The 21,228-nt window shown below is 29.1% G+C and carries 22 protein-coding genes; 14 read left to right on the top strand and 8 right to left on the bottom strand.

All coding sequences use genetic code 11. The features are described from left to right. Nucleotides 1-3 precede the first annotated feature (3 nt). The 3 genes from secF to yajC are packed head-to-tail and all read right to left on the bottom strand — an operon-like array spanning nt 4 to nt 2,820. On the bottom strand, nt 4-975 hold the full coding sequence (secF, locus tag CQA76_RS00225; protein ID WP_137621449.1) for a protein translocase subunit SecF: 972 nt from the start codon (nt 973-975) through the stop codon (nt 4-6). Next, nucleotides 975-2,555, bottom strand: coding sequence for a protein translocase subunit SecD (secD, locus tag CQA76_RS00220; RefSeq protein ID WP_137621448.1), 1,581 nt, complete (start codon nt 2,553-2,555; stop codon nt 975-977). Before secD ends, secF begins: the two co-directional genes overlap by 1 nt. Beyond that, complete coding sequence (yajC, locus tag CQA76_RS00215) at nt 2,548-2,820, bottom strand: preprotein translocase subunit YajC (protein ID WP_137621447.1); 273 nt, start codon at nt 2,818-2,820, stop codon at nt 2,548-2,550. The genes secD and yajC overlap by 8 nt, the downstream gene beginning before the upstream one ends. Here yajC and CQA76_RS00210 point away from each other — a divergent pair. Continuing rightward, entirely contained in the window at nt 2,793-4,112 is a 1,320-nt protein-coding gene (locus CQA76_RS00210) for an apolipoprotein N-acyltransferase (RefSeq protein ID WP_137621446.1), read from the top strand. The two genes, yajC and CQA76_RS00210, sit on opposite strands and share 28 nt — an antisense overlap. A gap of 780 nt (nt 4,113-4,892) precedes the next feature. Here CQA76_RS00210 and metK read toward each other — a convergent pair. Further along, nucleotides 4,893-6,092 carry a methionine adenosyltransferase gene (gene metK, locus CQA76_RS00205; protein ID WP_137621445.1) on the bottom strand — a complete coding sequence of 400 codons (1,200 nt, stop codon included), beginning with the start codon at nt 6,090-6,092 and terminating at the stop codon, nt 4,893-4,895. A 185-nt stretch (nt 6,093-6,277) separates the two neighbouring features. Between metK and CQA76_RS00200 the strand changes: the two genes are divergently transcribed. Genes CQA76_RS00200 through aat form a run of 12 tightly spaced genes read left to right on the top strand, consistent with a single transcriptional unit; the run spans nt 6,278 to nt 17,254 of the window. Beyond that, nucleotides 6,278-7,159, top strand: coding sequence for an aspartate carbamoyltransferase catalytic subunit (locus tag CQA76_RS00200; RefSeq protein WP_137621444.1), 882 nt, complete (start codon nt 6,278-6,280; stop codon nt 7,157-7,159). A gap of 9 nt (nt 7,160-7,168) precedes the next feature. After that, complete coding sequence (locus tag CQA76_RS00195; RefSeq protein WP_137621443.1) at nt 7,169-8,881, top strand: M3 family oligoendopeptidase; 1,713 nt, start codon at nt 7,169-7,171, stop codon at nt 8,879-8,881. A 4-nt stretch (nt 8,882-8,885) separates the two neighbouring features. Beyond that, on the top strand, nt 8,886-9,323 hold the full coding sequence (locus tag CQA76_RS00190) for a hypothetical protein (RefSeq protein WP_137621442.1): 438 nt from the start codon (nt 8,886-8,888) through the stop codon (nt 9,321-9,323). After that, entirely contained in the window at nt 9,320-11,359 is a 2,040-nt protein-coding gene (locus CQA76_RS00185) for an ATP-dependent helicase (protein WP_137621441.1), read from the top strand. Before CQA76_RS00190 ends, CQA76_RS00185 begins: the two co-directional genes overlap by 4 nt. Further along, nucleotides 11,356-12,174 (top strand): tRNA pseudouridine(55) synthase TruB, encoded by an 819-nt coding sequence (gene truB, locus CQA76_RS00180; RefSeq protein WP_137621440.1) that lies wholly within the window; start codon nt 11,356-11,358, stop codon nt 12,172-12,174. The genes CQA76_RS00185 and truB overlap by 4 nt, the downstream gene beginning before the upstream one ends. Beyond that, nucleotides 12,168-12,395 carry a carbon storage regulator CsrA gene (gene csrA / locus CQA76_RS00175; RefSeq protein ID WP_137621439.1) on the top strand — a complete coding sequence of 76 codons (228 nt, stop codon included), beginning with the start codon at nt 12,168-12,170 and terminating at the stop codon, nt 12,393-12,395. Before truB ends, csrA begins: the two co-directional genes overlap by 7 nt. Continuing rightward, nucleotides 12,392-13,156: a 4-(cytidine 5'-diphospho)-2-C-methyl-D-erythritol kinase gene (locus CQA76_RS00170; protein ID WP_137621438.1), complete on the top strand. Its 765-nt coding sequence runs from the start codon at nt 12,392-12,394 to the stop codon at nt 13,154-13,156. The genes csrA and CQA76_RS00170 overlap by 4 nt, the downstream gene beginning before the upstream one ends. Then, complete coding sequence (gene smpB, locus CQA76_RS00165; RefSeq protein WP_137621437.1) at nt 13,153-13,614, top strand: SsrA-binding protein SmpB; 462 nt, start codon at nt 13,153-13,155, stop codon at nt 13,612-13,614. Before CQA76_RS00170 ends, smpB begins: the two co-directional genes overlap by 4 nt. Continuing rightward, entirely contained in the window at nt 13,614-14,216 is a 603-nt protein-coding gene (locus CQA76_RS00160) for a TlpA disulfide reductase family protein (RefSeq protein WP_137621436.1), read from the top strand. The genes smpB and CQA76_RS00160 overlap by 1 nt, the downstream gene beginning before the upstream one ends. Next, complete coding sequence (locus tag CQA76_RS00155) at nt 14,216-14,506, top strand: ATP-dependent Clp protease adaptor ClpS (protein WP_137621435.1); 291 nt, start codon at nt 14,216-14,218, stop codon at nt 14,504-14,506. Before CQA76_RS00160 ends, CQA76_RS00155 begins: the two co-directional genes overlap by 1 nt. Continuing rightward, the gene (locus tag CQA76_RS00150; protein WP_137621434.1) at nt 14,503-16,626 is read left to right on the top strand and encodes an AAA family ATPase; all 2,124 of its coding nucleotides are present in this window, start codon (nt 14,503-14,505) and stop codon (nt 16,624-16,626) included. Before CQA76_RS00155 ends, CQA76_RS00150 begins: the two co-directional genes overlap by 4 nt. Continuing rightward, nucleotides 16,601-17,254, top strand: coding sequence for a leucyl/phenylalanyl-tRNA--protein transferase (aat, locus tag CQA76_RS00145; RefSeq protein WP_137621433.1), 654 nt, complete (start codon nt 16,601-16,603; stop codon nt 17,252-17,254). The genes CQA76_RS00150 and aat overlap by 26 nt, the downstream gene beginning before the upstream one ends. A 14-nt stretch (nt 17,255-17,268) precedes the next feature. Here the strand turns inward: aat and cetZ are convergent, their stop codons facing one another. The 3 genes from cetZ to CQA76_RS00130 all read right to left on the bottom strand — a co-directional run bounded on the left by cetZ (nt 17,269) and on the right by CQA76_RS00130 (nt 19,619). Then, complete coding sequence (cetZ, locus tag CQA76_RS00140; protein WP_137621432.1) at nt 17,269-18,555, bottom strand: energy taxis response protein CetZ; 1,287 nt, start codon at nt 18,553-18,555, stop codon at nt 17,269-17,271. 73 nt (nt 18,556-18,628) lie between these two features. Then, nucleotides 18,629-19,264, bottom strand: coding sequence for a MarC family protein (locus CQA76_RS00135; protein WP_137621431.1), 636 nt, complete (start codon nt 19,262-19,264; stop codon nt 18,629-18,631). Nucleotide 19,265: 1 nt separating this feature from the next. Next, complete coding sequence (locus CQA76_RS00130; protein ID WP_137621430.1) at nt 19,266-19,619, bottom strand: methionine-R-sulfoxide reductase; 354 nt, start codon at nt 19,617-19,619, stop codon at nt 19,266-19,268. Between the two features lie 84 nt (nt 19,620-19,703). On the opposite strand from CQA76_RS00130, the gene CQA76_RS00125 reads away from it, so the two are divergent. Then, complete coding sequence (locus tag CQA76_RS00125; RefSeq protein ID WP_137621429.1) at nt 19,704-20,501, top strand: ferritin-like domain-containing protein; 798 nt, start codon at nt 19,704-19,706, stop codon at nt 20,499-20,501. On the opposite strand, the gene pssA is transcribed toward CQA76_RS00125, so the two are convergent. Continuing rightward, nucleotides 20,498-21,220, bottom strand: a complete 723-nt coding sequence (gene pssA, locus CQA76_RS00120) for a CDP-diacylglycerol--serine O-phosphatidyltransferase (protein ID WP_137621428.1) — start codon at nt 21,218-21,220, stop codon at nt 20,498-20,500. The two genes, CQA76_RS00125 and pssA, sit on opposite strands and share 4 nt — an antisense overlap. Nucleotides 21,221-21,228 lie beyond the last annotated feature (8 nt).

The following is a 21,228-nucleotide window of genomic DNA, read 5'->3' as shown; positions in this document are numbered from 1 at the left end:
TCCTTAAACTATTCCTTTTTCATACATGGCACGATTTTTTTCTTTGTCTTGTTTTCTTTTGAGTTTTTCAAGCTCTTTATTTCTAAAATCAAGAACACTGAATTTAAACCAAAGCAAAGTTGGACTTGCTACAAAAATAGAACTTAAGGTTCCTGCCACAATACCTACTATAAGTGCCAAAGAAAATCCTTGTATCATTTCTCCGCCAAAAAAATAAAGTATGACTACAGTAGCCAAAGTAAGCCCTGAGGTTAAAATTGTTCTTGAAAGGGTTGCTGAAACACTTTCATTGATAATAGGCGCAAGTTCTGTCTTTTTGCTAGTTTTAATACCTTCTCTAATTCTGTCAAAAATGATAATGGTATCATTAAGAGAATATCCTAGCACAGTTAAAACTGCAGCTAAAGTATCCAAATTAACATCAATTTTAAAAAGAGAAATCGCTCCCAAAGTAATAACCACATCATGAATTTCGCTGATGATTGCCGCCATAGCAAAACGCCATTCAAAACGCACAGCTATATAGATTAATATAGCAATTAAAGATATAACAACGGCTGTAATCCCCTTACTTCTAAGTTCATCTCCTACTTTTGGACCCACCACATCAGCTCTACGTACTTCGAATTTTCCCGTATCTTTTAAAAGCATACTGATGTAAGCACCGATATCATTACCTAAATTATCGCTACTTCCTAAAAAACGTATGGTTACCTCATTTTTGCTTCCAAATTCAGTTACAGATAAATTTTGAAATTTACCTTTTTGCTCCAAAATTTCTCGGATCTTAGGTATAGGTGCAACTTGTTCATATTTAAGCTGAATTAAAGTTCCTCCACTAAAATCAATACCATATTGCAAACCTCTATCCCAAAGCAAATAAATAGATCCGAAAAATAGAAAAAAAGAAAGCGAAATTGCAGCAAAACGCATTCTCATAAAATCATAAATTTTTTTCTCGCTAAAAAACTGCATTATTTTCTCCTATATCCAAACCAAAATCTAGTATTATTGCTTTTTTCAATTCGATGCATAAAACAATCAAACATCCCATGAGTTCCTAAAATAGCAGTAATCATAGAAACAACTATACCTATACCTAAAGTTACGGCAAAGCCTTTAACCGATCCTGTTCCATAAACATAAAGAACCACTGAAGTAACCAAAGAAGTAATATTAGAATCTACAATGGCGCTCATAGCATTTTTATAGCCTTGCTCTATGCTTGTTTTTATTTTAACTCCATCTCTTAAAAGCTCTCGAATACGTTCATTAATAATAACATTAGCATCCACAGCCATACCTACAGTTAAAACAAGTCCTGCCATACCCGGCAAGGTTAAAGTTGCTCCAAACATTGCCATTATGGCAACAACAACTAAAATATTAACAATCATAGCAATATTAGCAAAAATTCCAGCCATACCGTAATAAAATATCATAAATACAATAATAAATATTGAAGCTCCTGTAAGTGCGATCATGCTCATTCTAATACTATCAGCTCCTAAAGATGGTCCAATACTTCTTTGCTCTAAAAGCTTAACGGGTGCCAACAAAGCACCGCTTCTTAAAGCTACAGCCACATCTCGTGCTTCTTCTTGAGTGAATGCACCACTGATTTGACCACTTCCTCCACCTATTCTCTCATTAATAGATGGAGCAGAATAAACTTTATTATCAAGCACGATAGCTAAACGTTTTCCAACGTTTGATCCTGTATAGTCTGCAAATTTTTTAGATCCTTCAGAATTTAAAGTAAAATTAATCACTGGATAATTACTTTTATCACTTAACCCTACTCTAGCATCTGTTAGCATGGAACCATCTAATATAGGAATACTTTTGAGTGTATATTTTAAATTAGGATTTCTAGAATCAGGTACCAAAATAAGACCATAGCTTGCTGCTTCAGCATCACTCATAGTGGAAGCCTTTCCCATTTTAGAATCATCTACTTCCATAAGCTGCAAATGTGCAGCTTTTGTAATTCGCTCTTTAGCTCTTAACTCATCTGCTTTTGTTTTAATTCCTGCAAGTTCAACTAAAATTTTATCCTCACCCTGTTTTGCCACAGTTGGTTCAGCAAGTCCGAATTGATCTAAACGATTCCTTATGGTTTCAACAGCTTGCAAAAGTGCAAAATTTTCTATATTTTTTACTTCTTGATCGGTAAAAGAGATTTGATAGTGCATATTTTCATTTTGTATTTTAAGCCCATTAATTTCTTTAAGTAATTTTTCGACTTTAGGTATATCTGCATTATCTAATAAAGTAAATTCTAATTTATCACCATAAGTACTCAAACCATCATTTAAGATGTTTTCCTTTTCAAAAGAATAATTTAAAGACGAAGCAACAGACTTAATTTTTGATTTTACAGCCTCTTCATTATCAACACCTAAAAGCATATAAAGCCCGCCCTGTAAATCGAGACCTAAATTGATTTTAGCACCATATTCAGACTGTAAAAAAGATGGGAGTGAAAAAATCACTCCAAAAACAAATACTACTATAAAAACAACCAATCGATAAGTAATCTTAAAACTATGCATCAATTTTCTTTGCTACAAATTCTCTTGAAATTTTCGCACTAACATTGTCTTCATTAAGCTTAACTTTGATAAAATCTTCCTCTGGTTTTATGACTTCACAAATGAGTCCGCCACTGGTAATAATTTTATCACCTTTTTGTAAAGAATCAAGCATTTCTTTATGTGCTTTTGCTTGTTTTTGCTGTGGTCTTATTACCAAAAAATAAAAAATTGCAAATAAAACAACAAGAGGTAACAATGAAGTTAAAATTGAATTTTCTGCCATATTTTTCCTTTATTCCAAAAAAATTAAATACTAATTCTACCATTTTTAAAATAATAAAAGTCTTTTGTATTGCAATTTTACTCTCAAATTGTATCTACTTATCTTTTTTTGAGAATATTTTTACTCAAACTCTTAGCCCTTTTTTGGCAATTTTGGGCTTAATTTTACTTTTAAAACGCAAAAAAGCAAAAGAATATTTTTTGGTAGGATTTTTTACAGGAATACTTTGGTTTTGGTGGATAGGACTTTCTTCAATTTATTTTAACCTAAATTATTTAGTACCCATAATAGTTCTTATGGTAGGTATATTCTACGGAATATTATTTAGTTTATGTTATTTGTTTAAATTTGATTTTTTAAGACTTTGCGGAATTTTTTGTTTAAGTTTTATTCATCCATTTGGATTTGACTGGTTTAATTGGGGAATATTTACTGTTTATGGATTCTTTGATTCGAGTTATCGTGGTATTATATGCTTATTTTTAATGGCTTATTTTATCTATGAAGGTTATATTTCAAGATATTATAAAATTGCTATAGTTTTAATTTTATTTTTCATAGGTTGCCAATATGAAGAAAAAAAAGCACAAACCCTTAACCTTACTTATAAACTTATAAATACCGATATTTCACAAGAACAAAAATTTCTTCAAAAAAATTTAAAAACAAACTCGGATAATCTTATTCGAGAAATTCTCAAAGCTATTGAAGAAAAAAAAGAGCTTGTTGTTTTACCGGAAACGGCTTTTGCTTTTAATTTAAAAAATACTCTTTATGAAAATTTACTTAAAGAATTATCTTATAAAATCACAATCATTACAGGAGCTTTTAATACAGATCAAAACCTTGTTTATAATAGCACTTATATTTTTAAAGAAGGAAATGTCTATACCTTAAATAAACATTATTTGGTTCCATTTGGAGAAGAAATTCCGATTTTTAAAAACTTAGTTCAAAAATATTTTTTACCCAATACTCAAGAGTTTTCTAAGGGTCCTTTGCAAAGCAAATATAAACTCAATAATCAAATTATTACCAATGCCATTTGTTATGAAGCAACTAAAGAACAAAATTACCAAAATTCCCATATAATTATAGCTATAAGCAACAATGCTTGGTTTAATTATTCTAGCGAATATAAACTCCAGCAACTTTTAATGAAATTTTATGCAAATAAGTATGGAGTAAGTGTTTATCACGCCGTCAATGGAAAAGAAAATGCTGTTATAAAACCTAAAAAAATGTTAAGCAAAGAATGGATAGATTTATTTAAAAAAATAAGCAAAACTTAACTATCCAAATCCTTGAGCGTCTTTTTAAATTCTTGGCAATATCTCCAAGAAGTAATTATATTTGGATAATAATTTTTTATTAACTAAGATAAATGGTTTTTATTAGTATTGTCTGAATTATTATATTGTTTATATTTTTTTTAATATTTTTTAACTCTAAAGAATAAAATATTAAAAAATATAAGCAATATGTGCAAAAACATATCTTGATCATCTTTTTAGCTGGATAAAAATTATCCAAATTTTATACAATCAATCTCTTCACGATCCATTTGTTAATTATTACAATTTAATCTTTTTCTAAATTTCAAATTACGCAAATTAATTTTATTAGTTACTATAAGAATTTATACTTATAGAATTCTTTCGTTACTAATTTGACTTTTAATAAGTTAAAAATAGTAGATAATCTACAAAAATAGTTTTTATCTTCGCATGATTGTTTTTAAGATGATAAATAAAGCCTACAAACCCTTTAATTTTTCCAAAGCTTTATTTAATATTTTAAAAAGCTACTATCTTCAAGCTTCTTGATAATCGGGATAGTTTTTTAATTAAGATTAAAAAAACTTTAATTGTTTTTGATAAATTAATTTTTTATTTTTATCTTATTATTTTAATTTTATAAAGCTTTTTAACTAAAGCTAAATATCCTCCAATTTTTAAGCCAAATTTATATGAACAATTTTTGATTCTTTCTGAAGTTAAATTATTAGATTTTGCATAAATTATAACTTTAAAATAAAGTATATGAATATAAAAGTCCTAAAAAAAGGACTTTTATTTTTTTAATTTTTTAAATTGCTCCAATGCATCCAATTTTTCCCAAGGATAATCTTTTTGACCCACTTGCCCTCTAGCTGCGACATCAGCATATAAAAAAGTTTCTTTACTTGGTTTATCGAGTCCAAATTTATCGCGTATCCAATTAGGCGTTAGAGAGAAATTTTGCATTACAAAATCACTCAAAACTTCATCACTCACACTTGTATTAGTCCCCATACAATCCACGCTTACAGAAGTTGGTCTTGCAACACCTATAGCGTAACTCAATTGAACAATGCATTTTTTTGCAAGTCCAGCTGCTACAATATTTTTAGCAAGCCATCTACCTGCATAAAGTCCGCTACGATCAACCTTAGTATAATCTTTACTCGATTGTGCACCTCCACCGATTGGAGAATATCCACCAAAACTATCCACAATAAGTTTTCTTCCAGTTAAACCACTATCGTGCAATGAAGAATGATTTACGTATTTTCCAGTAGGATTGATTAAAATTCTTGTTTTTTCAGGATGAAAAAGTTCTTTTGGCAAATTTGTGTCCAAAATAAGCTTCATAATCAAAGATCTTAAATCTTCAATCTTCATACTTTCTATACAAGGAGCAGAAACTACTATAGTATGAATACTCTGTGGTTTGCAGTTTTCAAAATTTTCTTTTGTATCATAATCAATAGTTACTTGGGTTTTAATATCCACTCCAAGCTCGTGTGGATGAGCTTTTGCATAAGCATAAACCTTATCACAAAGCATTCTTGCATAAGAAATGGCTGCTGGCATATACTCATCCGCTTCACAACTGGCAAAACCAAACATAATACCTTGATCCCCAGCTCCAGTTTCTCCATCTTCTTGATCAACTCCCTGATTGATATCTGGGCTTTGCTCATTTAAAAAAACCATTACATCAATTTCATCAGGATGCAAACATTGATCTTTACTAAAATGCCCCGCTCCATCATAACCAATATTTTTCAAAACATCTTTAACTAAATTATCGTAATCAGTCTTACTAAGCTTGTGATTTGATTTTACTTCTCCTCCAATCACAACTTTATTTCCTGCGACAAAAACCTCACTCGCCACTCTTGAATTTTTGTCATTTTTCAAGAGTATATCCACTATTGTATCAGCGATTATATCAGCACATTTGTCAGGATGACCTGCGCTTACGACTTCTGAAGTGAATAGATACATAAAAAGTCCTTTATTTTAAAATGAAAATTGGTATTATAGCTAAAAATAATTTTATCTCAAATTAATATATCAATCAAAATTTATAAAAATTAAGAAACTTTTCGATAAAATCACATTCAATAATTTAGCGACTTTATTTTGATTTTATCTTTAATCAAATTATTTATAGAAACTTAGGATAAAATATGAGACACCTTATCACAACAAAAGATTTTAACAACGATGAAATTATAGAACTTTTTAAAGAAGCTAAAGAATTTTTAGATGAAAAACCAAAAGATTTTCTTAAAGAAAAAAGCATTACGACTATTTTTTTTGAAAATTCAACTCGAACACTTTCATCTTTTGAAAGTGCTGCAAGAAGACTTGGAGCAAGAGTTTTACGCTTAGATGTTTCAAGATCAAGCTCAAGCAAGGGCGAAACACTTTATGATACCGCTGCCAATTTAGATGCTATGAATCCAAATGCTATTATTGTAAGACATGCCAATTCTGGAGTCCCTCAAATCTTAGCTTCACATATGCATTGTCCAGTTATTAATGGTGGAGATGGCAAACATGCTCATCCTACACAAGCCTTACTCGATCTTTTTACAATTTATGAGCATTTTCAAGGAAATATTGAAAATAAAAGAGTTTTAATTGTTGGAGATATAAAAAATTCTCGTGTAGCTTCTTCTAATATCGAACTTCTTAGTCGATTTGGTATTAAAATTACCCTAGTTGCGCCGCCTCATTTCATGCCAAATTCATCCTTACCTAAATCTTATCATCTGAATGAAGAATTGATTGAAAGTACAGATATTATTATGAGCTTAAGAACTCAGGTTGAAAGACATGAAAAAATTGTTTATGCATCTTTAAAAGACTATGCCAATGATTTTTGCATTAATCCTAAACTTATAAAAGATAAAAAACTCATTTTACTTCATCCAGGTCCAGTTAATAGAAATATCGATATCAGCGATGAACTTATGAAAGATCAAAGAGCTTTAATTTTAAAACAAGTTAAAAATGGTGTTGCAATTAGAATGGCTGTTTTAAAAAAATTGATCTTAGAAAATTAAGGAAGATTTATGACACAATGGGACTTAAGTGTATTGTTTAAAAACGAAAATGAACTAGAAAACAAAATGTCTGAATGTATCGAAAAATCAGAATTTTTTAAAAAAACTTTTGAAAACAAACTAGAAACATTAAGTGCAAATGATTTTTTAAACACTCTTAAAGAATATGAAAATTTAAATTTAAGTCTTTCTAAAATAATGACTTATGTTTATTTATGTTTTGCCAAGGATACTTCTAAGGGTTCTTTTTATGCTAAATATGAGCAAGAATGCAAAAAGGCGGAAGAAAATTTATTATTTTTTGAACTCGAATTTTGCATGATGGATGAAGAAAAAGCAAAAGAATTGATAACATTTTGTCAAGATTATAGTTTTTATCTTTCCAATTTACTCAAAAACAAAGCTTATAATTTAAGTCAAAAAGAAGAACGCATTATGCTTTATATGTCTAATACAGGTGCAAGTGCTTTTGGCCGGCTTTTTGATGAGAGTATGAGTTCTTTAAAAATTTCCTTTGAGGATCAAGAATTAAGCGAAGAAGAAATTTTAAGCAAACTCTACGATCATGATAGGAAAATTAGAAAAAAAGCAGCTAAAAAATTTACAAAGGCTTTAAATAAAAATATAAATTTACTTACCTTCATACTCAATATGATAAAAACTGAACTCAAAAATATTTGCACTTTGCGTGGTTATGAAGATGCAGAAACACCAAGACATTTGAGAAATCAAATTTCTAAACAAAGCGTTGATGCACTTATAAAAACAACTCAACAAAATTTTTCACTTGTAGAGCGTTTTTATAAAAAGAAAAAACAAATCTTAGGGTATGATACTTTAAAAGATTATGATCGTTATGCTCCGATCGGAAAAGAAGTAAATTTTAGCTTTGAAGAGAGTAAAAAAATTATTTTAGAAGCTTTTTATGATTTCTCACCTATTTTTGGAGATATTGCAAAAGAAGCCTTTGAAAAAGGATGGATCGATGTATATCCTCAAGATAAAAAACAAGGAGGAGCCTTTTCGCATTCGGCAACTCCAGATACTCATCCTTTTATCTTATTAAATTACACCAACAAAAGAAGAGATCTTTTCACTCTTGCGCACGAATTAGGACATACTATACATCAAAAATTATCCTATAATGTATCTTTTTTAAATCAAGACACACCACTTACAACTGCTGAAACAGCTTCAGTTTTTGCGGAAATGTTAGTATTTGATTATGTTAAAAATAAACTAAAAAAAGAGGAACTCACTGCCCTTTATGCTGCAAAAATTGAAGATATTTTTGCCACTCTTTACAGACAAATTAATTTCACCTGCTTTGAAAGGCGTATCCATAGCTATAAACACGAACTTGATAGCGAAGAAATTTCTAAAATTTGGATGGAAGAATCTCAAAAAATGTTTAAAGAAAGTGTGGATTTAACTAAAAATTATGCCCTTTGGTGGAGTTATATTCCGCATTTTATCCATAGTCCATTTTACTGCTATGCTTATGCTTATGCACAACTTTTAGTGCTTACTCTTTATGGGCTTTATAAGAGAAAAGAAAAACAAAATTTTAAAGAACTTTATATAAAAATGCTTTCACTGGGAGGAAGTGTAAGCCCGAAAGAACTCGTATCCATGTTTGGTTTTGATATAGAAAGTGAAAATTTTTGGAAAATTGGTATGATTGAAATTGAAAAAATTATCGATGAATTCATGAGGTTGTAAGATTATGCTAGAAATAATTTTAAAAAATCAAGATTTTATAAATTTAATGCAAAAAAACTGCTATGAAGTGCTTCAAAACTTGATTCAAAATAATATAGAATTTTCTATAGTAGCCAATACACAATTTATAGATTTTAATCCTATTTTACCTCCTGAATTGGATGTCAAAAAAAATCCCTATGTTCTTTTTGCCTTAGGCGGATATACTTTTAGTTCCATAGAATTAGAAAAAGATTATATACAATTTCATGCTGGATTTGGTCCTGATGATTTTGATAGCTATGTTAAAGTAGATCTTGGAGCCATAACACAAATCCAAGTAGAAAATAGTGCCATCTTTGTTAATTTTAGTTTATATCAACGCAAAAATGAAGAAAAACTACAAAAATCTAAAAATGTTTTTTTAAAAAATCCAAAAAACCTAGACCTTTTGAAAAAATGAATTTATTTAAAGATTTAAATTCTAGTCAAAAAGAAGCAGCCTCTCATATCGACGGAGCTATGCTGATTTTAGCAGGTGCGGGTAGCGGTAAAACAAAAACTATCACAACTCGTCTAGCCTATCTCATAAAAGAAGTAGGAATTCCTGCTTCAAGTACACTAACTTTAACCTTTACCAACAAAGCAGCAAGTGTGATGCGAACGCGAGCTTTATCTTTAATCAATAGCAATGCAAATCCGTTATTGTGCACTTTTCACAAATTTGGACTGATGTTTTTAAGAATGCATATTGAAAAACTTGGTCGCAAAAATGATTTCATCGTTATAGATAGTGATGATATAAAAAAAATTTTAAAAGAAGTGGTTGATAGTTCTAAAGAAAATATTTCCACAATTTCGTATTTTATTTCAACTTGTAAGAACATTCCCAAAAGTCCAGATGAAATCTTAAAAGATTTAAAAATAATCCAAGATTCAGATAAAACCTATGCTAAATACTATCAAAAATATCAAGATTATCTTTTAAAATATAATTTTGTAGATTTTGATGATTTGCTACTTTTGCCCTATCAAATCTTAGAAAATGATTTAGAATTTGCTAAAACTCAAAGTAATTTTTACCAATACATCACCGTAGATGAATATCAAGATACCAATACTTTACAATATAAAATTTTAAAAAAACTTTGCACTTCTCATGAAAATATTTGTGTTGTAGGCGATGATGATCAAAGTATTTATGGTTGGCGTGGAGCAAAAATAGAAAATATCTTAAATTTTCAAAGCCAATTTAACAATGTTAAACTTGTAAAATTAGAGCAAAACTATCGCTCTGTGGGATCGATTTTAAATGCCGCTAATATTTTAATAGAACACAATAAAAAAAGATTAGGTAAAACCTTAGTTTGCACTAAAGATCATGGAGAAGAAATCAAGCTTATTTATAGCGATGATGAAAAGTTAGAAAGTGCTACGATTTGTAAAAAAATAAAAGAGCTTATCCAAAATAAAACTCCTGCAAATGAAATTGCTGTATTGTTTCGTGTCAATGCGCTCTCTAGATCTATTGAAGAAGCTTTTATGCGTGAAAAAATCGCTTATAAACTACTTAGCGGAATGCGTTTTTATGAGCGATTGGAAATTAAAGATTTGATTGCTTATTTGCGTTTTCTTGCCAATACTGATGATGATTTTTCATTAAAACGCATTATTAATCGTCCAAAAAGAGGTATAGGAGAAAGTAGTATCAAAAAATTTGAAGAGTATGCCAAAAAAGAAAAAATTTCTCTTTTTGAAGCATTATGCAATCCCAATATTATCAGTTCGAAAAAAACAAATCATGAAATACAAAAATTTATCCATTCTATTTATGAGTTATTAGAATGTCAAAATTTAAAACAACTCATTGATCAATTTGAAGAAAAAATCAAATTGAAAGATTTTTACAAAGAACAAATTGATGGAGAAGATAGAGTTGCTAATATTTGCGAATTTTATGCCAATCTCAATGATAAAATCAAACAAAATCCAGATCTTAAACTCAATGATTTTTTAAGCGAAATTTCATTGCTGAGCGATCAGGATAATTTAGATGGAGATTGTGTTTATATTATGAGTATTCATGCGAGCAAGGGATTGGAATTTGATCATGTGTTCATCATAGGACTTGAAGAAGGCTTTTTTCCTGTGGATAATTCAGATATAGAAGAAGAAAGACGTCTTGCTTATGTTGCTATAACAAGAGCAAAAAAACAACTCCATTTAAGTGTTTCTAACTCTAGATTTTATCGCGGATCAAGAACTAAACTTTTTCCTAGTAGATTTTTAGAAGAAAGTAAGCTTAGTCAAGACTCTTCTTATTTTATTTCTCAAAAAAATGTGTCAAATTATAAAAAAGGAGATTTGATAAAACATAAAATTTTCGGCATTGGAAGGGTTGTTGATGTAAATAAAAATGGGAAAGAAGAAAGACTAAAAATCAATTTTGGCGGCATAGAACGCACTATTTTATCGAGTTTCGTAGAAAGAGCTGTATGAATAAAATTTTTGTCGCTTTTAAACCTGCAGAAATCAGTTCTAATGCTTTTTTAAATCAATTGAAAAAAAAATATAATCATAAGAAAGCTGGATATTCAGGAACTCTTGATCCTTTCGCAAAAGGAGTTTTAATAGTCGCATTTGGAAAATATACTAAACTTTTTCAATTTTTAAAAAAAACTCCAAAAATTTATCGAGCAACCCTATGGCTTGGAGTTAAGTCCTTAAGTCTTGATAATAAAAATATACAAGAAATAAAAATTCCCAACTCCTATAGTCTTGAATTCTTAGAACAAATCAAAAACAAGCTTTTAGGTTCTATTACTTATATTCCGCCTCAATTCAGTGCTAAAAGAATTGATGGTCAAAGAGCTTATACATTTGCAAAAAAAGGAGAAAATATAAAATTAAAACCTTGCGTTATGGAAATATTTTCTTGTAAAATTTTACATTATAACCACCCTTTTTTAAGTATTGAAATAAGCGTTAGCGAGGGTGCTTATATTAGATCTTATTGTGAGCTTTTTGCTGAAAAACTAGGTATTAATGCCACCTTAAGTGCTTTAGAACGTATAAAAGAGGGGGAATTTGTTTATGATGATGAAAAAAAATTGAATATTTTAGAATATCTTGATTTAAAACCTAATTTTATTGAGAATATGAATAAACTTGAAAATGGCACTAAATTAAATTTAGAAGATCTTAAATATCAAAATGATGGAAATTATTATATAGAAGACAAAAAATATTTTAGCATTATTAATATTAAGGAAAATAAGGTAAAATATCTTTTAAATAAGGTTGAAAAATGTTAATATTATCAAGAAAAGAAAACGAAAGTATTATTATCGGTGAAGGTATTGAAATTAAAGTGGTCCAAACTGGAAAAGGCTATGCTAAAATAGGCATTGATGCTCCTAAATCACTCATGATTTTAAGAAAAGAATTAATGACTCAGATTAAAGATGAAAATTTACATTCTGTAGTAGAAAATGACATAAAACTGGATGACTTAAGTAAAAAACTAATCCAATGAAAGCATACGCTAAAGCAAATATCTTCTTAAAACTTATAGGCTTAGATAATCGAAAATACCATCTTTTAAATTCTCGCTTCATACTACTTGAGCAATTTTATGATGAACTTTATTTAAGTGATGAAAAAACTAAAGAAGGTTTTGAGATAATCAGCGAATTTAATTGTGAGCACAATATTATAAAAAAAGCTTACTTTTTATTGTGTGAGTTTGGCTACAAAAATGAACTTGAGGAATTATTTAAAAACAAAAGCTTAAAACTCATTAAAAACATTCCAATAGGGGCAGGTTTAGGCGGTGGAAGTAGTGATTGTGCTACTTTTTTAATCATGATAAATGAAATTTTAAATCTACAATTATCTACACAAAAACTTATCAACTTAAGCACTAAATTAGGGAGTGATATTGCTTTCTTTTTGAGCGGATTTGAGTCTGCTAATGTAAGTGGGTGTGGAGAAATTATAAAACCCTTTGAAGATGAAATTCCAAATATCCATTGGACTTTTCCACAAATCTTTTGTGATACAGCTAAAGTTTATAAAGAATTCGATAAAAAGCCTTTAGATTTTAACACCAACTTTAAACAAGCTGAAATTTACCAGAATTTAACCACCAAAGAATTGCTTGAACGATATAAAAATGTAGAACTTAATGATTTATTTACCCCTTGTGTATCTTTATATCCTAAAATGTCAGTTTATTTAAATGAAGATTATTTTTTAAGTGGAAGTGGCAGTAGTATTTTTAAGGTTGATTTATGAAAACTATTGCAAGAAATAAAAAAGCTTTGTTTAATTATAGTATTATAGAACGTTTTGAAACAGGAATTGTTTTAAAAGGAAGTGAAGTCGTTGCTTTACGTGCAGGAAGGGTTAATCTAAAAGACTCTTTTGTTCGTATTATCAAAGGAGAACTTTTTCTTTTAAATGCCCATATTGCTTTATTAAATACAACTCATACTTTCTATAGACATGAAGAAAGAGGTGCTAGAAAGTTATTAATGCATAGAAAGCAAATTGACAAACTCTTTGGAAAAGTTGGTATTGAAGGATATACACTTGTTGTATTAGATCTTTATTTTAATGATAAAAACAAAGTTAAAGCAACCTTAGCTTTAGCCAAGGGTAAAAATTTGCATGATAAACGCGAAACCCTAAAGAAAAAGCAAGCGGATTTAGAGGCAAAGGCTGCTATAAAAAATTTAAACAAAGGATTTTAATGAGAAAAATTTTAATTTTCTTTTTTACAAGTTTGATTTTTTTCATAAGTGCCTGCTCACATGAAAAAGAAATGCAAAATGATTATATGTTTGAAGACTATCACCGAGGAGATAAAATTGTCTTAAATAATATCAATGGAGGATCTAAAACTCTTATACGCACAGAAAAAGGATTTGTTGTCCAAGGTGAAGAAGATAAAGTTTTAATGATTGATTTTTTTGGGACTTTTTGTGCGCCTTGCAAGGAGGAAGCCTTAAGTCTTAGCAAACTTTGGAAAAATAACGCGGATAAATTTATTATTATAGGCTTAACACATTTTGAAGATGTTAGCGATGAGGCTGTAAAAAAATTTGCTAATGATTATGGAGCTTATTATTTCTTGAGTAATAATTCAAAAAATGATCGCATCATTGCTCAAATTTTAAAAGATATTAACTATCAAAGTATGGAACAATTACCTTTTAAAGTTGTTATGAAAAATGGAATTTATCAAAGTCTCAGTGATTATTGGAATAATAACGCTCCTACAAATTTTTATCTTGGAAAAATTCCAACTGAATTAATGCAACAAGATTTAAATCGAATTTATAGAGAAAAATAATGCCAAAAACTAAAACTTTAGAAAAAAATAAACTTCAAGAACCTAAAATGTTTAAAGTTATACTTCTAAATGACGATGTAACAACTATGGATTTTGTTATAGAAATTTTAATGAATATTTTTTATCATGATTTTGAAACCGCAAGTAAAATAATGCTAGAAGTTCATTTAAACGGAAGTGGGGTATGTGGAATTTATACTCAAGAAATCGCGCTCTCAAAACAAAAAAAAGTTTTTAACGCGGCAAAAATAGCAAATTTTCCATTAAGAGTTAAAGTAGAAGAAGAATGAAATATCAAGAAAATTTACAAAAATATCTAGATAATGCTAAACATTTAAGTTTAATAAATAAGCACGAATTTATAACCTGCGAACATTTACTTTTTGCTATACTCAAGCTTAGTCCTGATTTTCAAGAAATTTTTAAAGAATTATCTGAAAAAGATTTAGAACTTTTGGAAAATGAACTTAAAAATTATATAGCAAAGAATAATGAAGTTATTAATCAAGAAGTTACTCCTGTAAATTCTATTGTTTTAGACGAAATTTTAGCTTCAAATGACTATAATGAAATGAAAATTATTGACTTTTTAGAAAAACTTTTACAAGATGAAAGAACAATATCAAGTTATTTGTTAAAAAAATATGATATCAATTTAGAAAAATTAGAATATCTTAAACAAAATGCTCAAATAGAAATTTTAACATCTTATACAAGTAATTTAACACTTTTAGCAGAACAAGGAAAAATAGATCCTTTAATTGGTCGCAAATTTGAACTCGAAAGAATATTGCAAATTTTATCGCGTCGTAAAAAAAATAATCCTATTTTAGTTGGCGAAGCGGGAGTAGGCAAAACAGCTATTATCGAAGGGCTTGCACTTGCTATTATAGAAAAAAAAGTTCCTAAAAATTTGCAAAATGCCAAAATTTTCAGCTTAGATATGGCTGGAATATTATCTGGAACCAAATATCGCGGGGATTTTGAAAAACGCATCAAAGAAATTTTAGACGAACTCAATAAAATCCCTAATGCAATTTTATTTATTGATGAAATTCATACTATCGTTGGAGCAGGAGCAACAGGAGAATCACATACAGATTTTTCAAACCTCTTAAAACCTGCACTTAGTAACGGTACTTTAAAATGTATAGGTGCTACCACTTATATGGAATACAAAAATACTTTTGACAAAAATAAACCTCTAAGTCGTCGCTTTGCTAAAATCAATGTAGATGAGCCAAACCAAGAAGAAGCTTTTCAAATTTTACAAGGACTCAAAACCAAATATGAAACTTTCCATAAAATTAAATTAAATGATGAAATTCTTAGACAAGCCGTTGCTTGGGGTAAAAAATTTTTTAATGATAAATATTTACCAGATAGTGCTATAGATCTTATTGATGAAGTTGGGGCTTCTTTTGCACTTAATCCAAAAAATAAACAAAATGTAAGCATTAAAGATTTAGAACAAGTTTTAGCTAAAATGACTCACCATCATAAAATGTTTGAATTCGATCAAAATAAAGCCTTGATTAATCTAAATAAAAATCTAAAAACGAAAATTTTTGGCCAAGATGAAATTATTGATAAATTAGTATCTACTCTAAAACAAAGCTTTGCAGGATTTAAAAATTCTAATACCCCAAGAGGAGTATTCTTATTTACAGGATCTAGTGGAGTTGGTAAAACAGAACTTTGTAAAGCTTTAGCAGAATTTTTAGGACTCAATTTAGAACGTTTTGATATGAGTGAATATGCCGAAAAACACGCACTTAGTAAATTAATAGGATCTCCTGCTGGTTATGTTGGTTATGAAGATGGGGGACTTTTAAGTAATGCTGTAAGAAAAAATCCTTTTAGTTTGGTGCTCTTTGATGAAATAGAAAAAGCTCATCCTGATCTAAGTAATACATTTTTACAAATATTTGACAATGCTGAACTTACAGATAATAGTGGGCTTAAAATAGATTTTAAAAACACTATCATCATCATGACTTCAAATCTAGGCTTAAAAGAAACCAATGAATTAGGATTTTTAAGTAAAAATGAATCAAAAAGTGATCGTGCTATAAAAGATTTTTTTGCTCCTGAGTTTATCAATAGAATAGATAAAATATTACATTTTAACGATCTAAATAATGAAATATTATCAAAAATTGTACAAAAAGAACTAGATGAAATTTCTTTAAATTTAAAAAATACCAAAATTGTTGCCGATGAAAAAACTAAAATTTATTTAGCTAAAAAAGCTTACAATAAAGAATTTGGTGTAAGACTACTCAAACGTATCATTTGCGAAGAAATTGGAGAAAAAATTAGCGAAGAAATTCTTTTTGGAAAACTTAAAAAAGGTGGAGTAGTTAAAATTAAACTTAATAAAAATGGACAACTCGAATTTATATTCTAAACTTCTTGAAGCTCCTAAGGATGCACCTGTTTTTTTAAGTCCGAAACTGGAAGCGGATTTTATTTTAAAAGCTTATCGTTTTGGACTTTTTCCATGGACGAGCAATCCGGTTACTTGGTGGTGTCCAGATCCTAGATGCGTACTATATCCCGATGAAATTCACATACAAAAAAATATGAAAAAATTTATTAATCTTTATGAAGTACGACTTGATTATGATTTTTTAAAGCTCATTACATTTTGTCGTGATACACGTCAGCAAAGTTGGATTGATAATGATTTTATACAAACTTATAACGAACTTTTTCAGCAAGGTCATGTGCATACTTTAGAACTTTACGATCAAAATGAGTTTGTTGGTGGAATTTATGGGCTAATTATAGGAAAGGTTTTTTTTGGAGAAAGTATGGTTAGTCTTAAAAAAAATGTTTCCAAAATTGCCATGATAAAACTTTGCAAATTATTAATGCCCTATGATTTTATTATAGATTGTCAAATTTACAATAAACATTTGGACTTTATGGGTGCAAAAAACATTCCTAGAAAGCAATTTTTGGATATAGTGAAAGAAAAGTGTGAACAAAAAAGTGGATTTGAAAATTTTAAGAAGCTTACAATTCAATCATAAGTGCAAATTTGCACTTATGACATCGCTCTGGCAACTTCAGCAGAGCTTTCGCGAATTTTTTCCATACAATCTCTTGCCTCTTTTGCAAGCTCGACACTTTGACTTACGTCCTGTAGACCATTTTTAATACTTTCAACAACTTGAGAGGTTACATTGCGAATAGAATTAATAGTTGAAGTAATTTCATCTACAGAATGTCCTGTTCTTTCAGCCAAATTTCTAACTTCATCTGCCACAACAGCAAAACCTCTACCATGCTCCCCTGCACGTGCAGCTTCTATAGCAGCATTTAAAGCAAGTAAATTGGTTTGATCTGCTATATCGCTAATTGTTTGAATGATTGATTTGATTTCATCTGATTGCTGATTTAAAGATGAAACTAAATTTGAACTTTGCGACATCATATCAGCAATATTTTGTACATTTAATACAGTATTTTCTATTACACGATCGCCCTCTTGTGTGAGATTGTCATTCTTTTCTGCAAGTTCGCTAATAAGATGTAGTTTTTCTTGATCTCTTTTAACTTGTTCACTAATATCTGTAGCAAATTTAATCACTTTATAAATTTTTCCATCATCATTTTTAACTGGATTATAACTCGCTTCTAAATACACTTTTTTATTATTTTTTCCGTATCTTACATATTTACTTGACTGAAATTTACCATTTCTTAAGTCTTCCCAAAATTGAAGATAATCTTTGGAATTACTATACTTTGAATCACAAAACATACTATGGTGCTTACCTTTAATCTCATCAAGAGTATAATCCATGGTTTTCAAAAAATTCTCGTTAGCGGTGATGATGGTTCCATCTGGCTTAAATTCAATAATAGCCATCGAACGTTCTGCTGCTGCAATTGTATTTTTAAGATCAAGCATTTCATAATGTCTTTGGGTAATATTGTTAGCAAATTTAATAATCTTATAAACTTGTCCATTCTTATTACTGATTGGCAAATAATTAGCCTCTAAGTAAATATCATCTCCACCCTTAGCTATACGTCTAAAAAGACCACTTCTAGCTTTTCCACTTCTTAAATCTCTCCAAAATTCACTATATGAAGAAGAATTCACAACTTCAGGTAAGCAAAACATACTATGGTGCTTACCTTTAATCTCGTCAAGAGAATATTTCATGGTATCTAAAAAATTTTTATTAGCATCTAAAATGGTACCCTCTTCATTAAATTCAATAACTGCCATAGTATTACTAATAGATTTTAAAATATCCTCGAAACCGTCACATTTTTTTTCGAGTTCTGCAATTAACTTTGTGTCGTTTTTTTGCTTAAACATTAATATTTCCGTCCTTCGATAAAAAATTAAAATCGCAATTATATCAAAAAAAAAAAAAATTAAAATAAAAATATTAATTAAAAAAATTATTAAGTCCGACTATTATCATTTTAATTCCCATAGCAGCAATGAATACTTGAGCGATACGAGAAAAAATGTGCAAAATAAGCTTACCTACAATCCTTTCAATTGTTGCTGCGAAGTGAAAAAGTACAAACATAAAAATAAAAGCTATAATCACTCCTCCAAGTGCGATATCAAGACCGCCATCTTCAGAAATAACAATGACACTAGCTAAAGTTCCAGGGCCTACAAGCATAGGAAAAGCCATAGGGATTAAACTTTGACGTAAAATCTCCTTATCGTCCATTTCTTGATAAAAACTAAAATCTTTCATAATCATTTTTGTAGAAAAAAGTAAATTTTTAATCGCCATAATAACTAATACTAATCCTCCAGATACTCTTAACTCATCTAAAGAAATACGAAAAACATAGTTCATTAATAAAGGACCTGAAAATAAAAATACAAGAACAATAACAAGTGCTGTATAGAGTATATATCTAAATAGTTTTTTTCTAAGATTTAAAGGCAAACCATCACTCATAGATAAAAACTGTGTTAAATTACCAAATGGATTTAAAATAGCAAGCAGAGTTATGCTTGAAAAAAACATCAAACAAAGATCAGAACTTAAACCTGATAACATTTCAACCTTTCACGAATTCTAATGAAATCGAATTCACACAATGTCTAACATTTTTCTTTGTAAATCCTTCTCCTAAAAAAATATGCCCAAGATGTCCATTACAATTTGCACATACAATTTCAGTGCGTATTCCATCTTTATCTGGAACTCTTTTTATGGCTCCTTGAATTTCATCATCAAAACTTGGCCAACCGCATCCTGACTTAAATTTATCTTCCGATCTGTAAAGCTTGAAACCGCATTGCTTACAATGGTAACTTCCTTTTTCATAAAAATCATTGTATTTCCCACTAAAAGGTGCTTCAGTAGCTTTTAATAAAATAACCCTTCTTTCTTCCTCATTTAATTTTTTCATTGTGATTTTCCAATTTTAAAATAAAGAAAATTATAACAAAATTTATTTTTTTTAAATATAATTCAAAGAAAAATCGGAACAAAAATGGATCAAGAATTCTTTTCTAACTTGGAAAAAATTTTATATGAACAAGATATTGAAAAAAAATTTAGCCAATTTTCTCATTTTTATGATAATTTCAAAAGCGGCAAAATATCTTTCAATCATGAACAAATAAGTATTTTTAAGGAAAATATAAATTCGAATTTAAAATTATTACACCCAACACGTATTAGACGTCCTAAATTTGTAAACTCCACTCATTCTTTGGCTAAAATAATCCACTCTATAGCACACATTGAATTCAGTGCTATCAATTTAGCTTTAGATGCTAGTTATCGTTTTAAAAACTTGCCCGAACAATTTTATATAGACTGGTTAGAAGTTGCCGAAGAAGAAATAAAACATTTTAATTTTTTAAATTCTGCTTTAAAAGAACTTGGTTTTCAGTATGGAGATTTTAGCGTACATGATAATTTAGAAGCTGCACTAAAAGTAACTCAAAATTCTTTAAATTTTAGAATGGGAGTAGTTCATCGTGGTTTAGAAGCGAAAGGACTTGATGCTAACCCTTTTGTGGTTGCAAAATTAGAAAGTTCAAATCATCCCATAAAGCCTTTATTAAAAGAAATTTTAATGATTATTTTAAATGATGAAATTAAACATGTTAAAAAAGGAGATTATTGGTGGAAATTTTCCAATCAAAATCAATATAACTTTATAGATATTTGCAAATTATTCAATCAATTTTCCCTCGCAGGAAAAAAACTTAATATAAATGCAAGACTAAAAGCTGGATTTAGTATCAAAGAATGTGAAGATATTGCCAATTTTTACATCTAACTTTTTTTAAATTTAGAAAAAACAATTGTATAGCAAGCCCTTATTATTCCATAAAGAACATATAGACTTGCTAAAATAGTTAAGCTTCTAAGAGGGTAAAGATATAAAAATGAAAATATAATTATTAATATAATCAGTACTTTTAAAACGCTAGATCGATTAAAATCTAATTTTTTAAAACTTGGATAGCGTATATTGCTTACCATTAACAAGCCTAAAACAGCTTGTAAAACCAAAAAAGCAATACCGTATGCCTTTAGAAAATCATAATGATAATAGCTATAAGTCCAAATAGCGCTTACAACGGCTGCTGTAGGTATAGGAAGTCCTATAAAAACCGATGGCTCGTATGTACCCGTTGTAACATTAAATCTTGCCAAACGTATTGCTCCAAACACTACAAAAAAAGCTGCCACTAAAGAACCATATCTTCCGTATTCAGATCCTATTGCCATATAAAAAAACATAGCTGGAGCAACACCAAAAGCTACCAAATCAGCCAAAGAATCAAATTCTATTCCGAATTTAGAAGTGGTTTTCGTAAGCCTAGCCACACGTCCATCAAGCCCATCGCAAATTAAAGAAAATATAATATAAATTAAAGCTTTATCATAATTACCCTGTATGGAACTTATAATTGAAATCACACCTAAAAAAACAGAAGCAGCTGTAAAAAGGTTTGGTAGAATATAGACAAATTGAGGTTTATTAGTATTCACACACACTC

Origin of the sequence: Campylobacter aviculae, assembly GCF_005406215.1 — a bacterium.
GTDB lineage: Bacteria > Campylobacterota > Campylobacteria > Campylobacterales > Campylobacteraceae > Campylobacter_D > Campylobacter_D aviculae.
This window is presented reverse-complemented; position numbering and strand designations above follow the sequence as displayed.

Excerpts from the sequence above, each read along its gene's own strand:
- secF (WP_137621449.1), bottom strand. The coding sequence starts at position 975 with ATGCAGTTTTTTAGCGAGAAAAAAATTTATGATTTTATGAGAATGCGT.
- secD (WP_137621448.1), bottom strand. The coding sequence starts at position 2,555 with ATGCATAGTTTTAAGATTACTTATCGATTGGTTGTTTTTATAGTAGTA.
- CQA76_RS00210 (WP_137621446.1), top strand. The coding sequence starts at position 2,793 with ATGAAGTTAAAATTGAATTTTCTGCCATATTTTTCCTTTATTCCAAAA.
- yajC (WP_137621447.1), bottom strand. The coding sequence starts at position 2,820 with ATGGCAGAAAATTCAATTTTAACTTCATTGTTACCTCTTGTTGTTTTA.
- metK (WP_137621445.1), bottom strand. The coding sequence starts at position 6,092 with ATGTATCTATTCACTTCAGAAGTCGTAAGCGCAGGTCATCCTGACAAA.
- CQA76_RS00200 (WP_137621444.1), top strand. The coding sequence starts at position 6,278 with ATGAGACACCTTATCACAACAAAAGATTTTAACAACGATGAAATTATA.
- CQA76_RS00195 (WP_137621443.1), top strand. The coding sequence starts at position 7,169 with ATGACACAATGGGACTTAAGTGTATTGTTTAAAAACGAAAATGAACTA.
- CQA76_RS00190 (WP_137621442.1), top strand. The coding sequence starts at position 8,886 with ATGCTAGAAATAATTTTAAAAAATCAAGATTTTATAAATTTAATGCAA.
- CQA76_RS00185 (WP_137621441.1), top strand. The coding sequence starts at position 9,320 with ATGAATTTATTTAAAGATTTAAATTCTAGTCAAAAAGAAGCAGCCTCT.
- truB (WP_137621440.1), top strand. The coding sequence starts at position 11,356 with ATGAATAAAATTTTTGTCGCTTTTAAACCTGCAGAAATCAGTTCTAAT.
- csrA (WP_137621439.1), top strand. The coding sequence starts at position 12,168 with ATGTTAATATTATCAAGAAAAGAAAACGAAAGTATTATTATCGGTGAA.
- CQA76_RS00170 (WP_137621438.1), top strand. The coding sequence starts at position 12,392 with ATGAAAGCATACGCTAAAGCAAATATCTTCTTAAAACTTATAGGCTTA.
- smpB (WP_137621437.1), top strand. The coding sequence starts at position 13,153 with ATGAAAACTATTGCAAGAAATAAAAAAGCTTTGTTTAATTATAGTATT.
- CQA76_RS00160 (WP_137621436.1), top strand. The coding sequence starts at position 13,614 with ATGAGAAAAATTTTAATTTTCTTTTTTACAAGTTTGATTTTTTTCATA.
- CQA76_RS00155 (WP_137621435.1), top strand. The coding sequence starts at position 14,216 with ATGCCAAAAACTAAAACTTTAGAAAAAAATAAACTTCAAGAACCTAAA.
- CQA76_RS00150 (WP_137621434.1), top strand. The coding sequence starts at position 14,503 with ATGAAATATCAAGAAAATTTACAAAAATATCTAGATAATGCTAAACAT.
- aat (WP_137621433.1), top strand. The coding sequence starts at position 16,601 with ATGGACAACTCGAATTTATATTCTAAACTTCTTGAAGCTCCTAAGGAT.
- cetZ (WP_137621432.1), bottom strand. The coding sequence starts at position 18,555 with ATGTTTAAGCAAAAAAACGACACAAAGTTAATTGCAGAACTCGAAAAA.
- CQA76_RS00135 (WP_137621431.1), bottom strand. The coding sequence starts at position 19,264 with ATGTTATCAGGTTTAAGTTCTGATCTTTGTTTGATGTTTTTTTCAAGC.
- CQA76_RS00130 (WP_137621430.1), bottom strand. The coding sequence starts at position 19,619 with ATGAAAAAATTAAATGAGGAAGAAAGAAGGGTTATTTTATTAAAAGCT.
- CQA76_RS00125 (WP_137621429.1), top strand. The coding sequence starts at position 19,704 with ATGGATCAAGAATTCTTTTCTAACTTGGAAAAAATTTTATATGAACAA.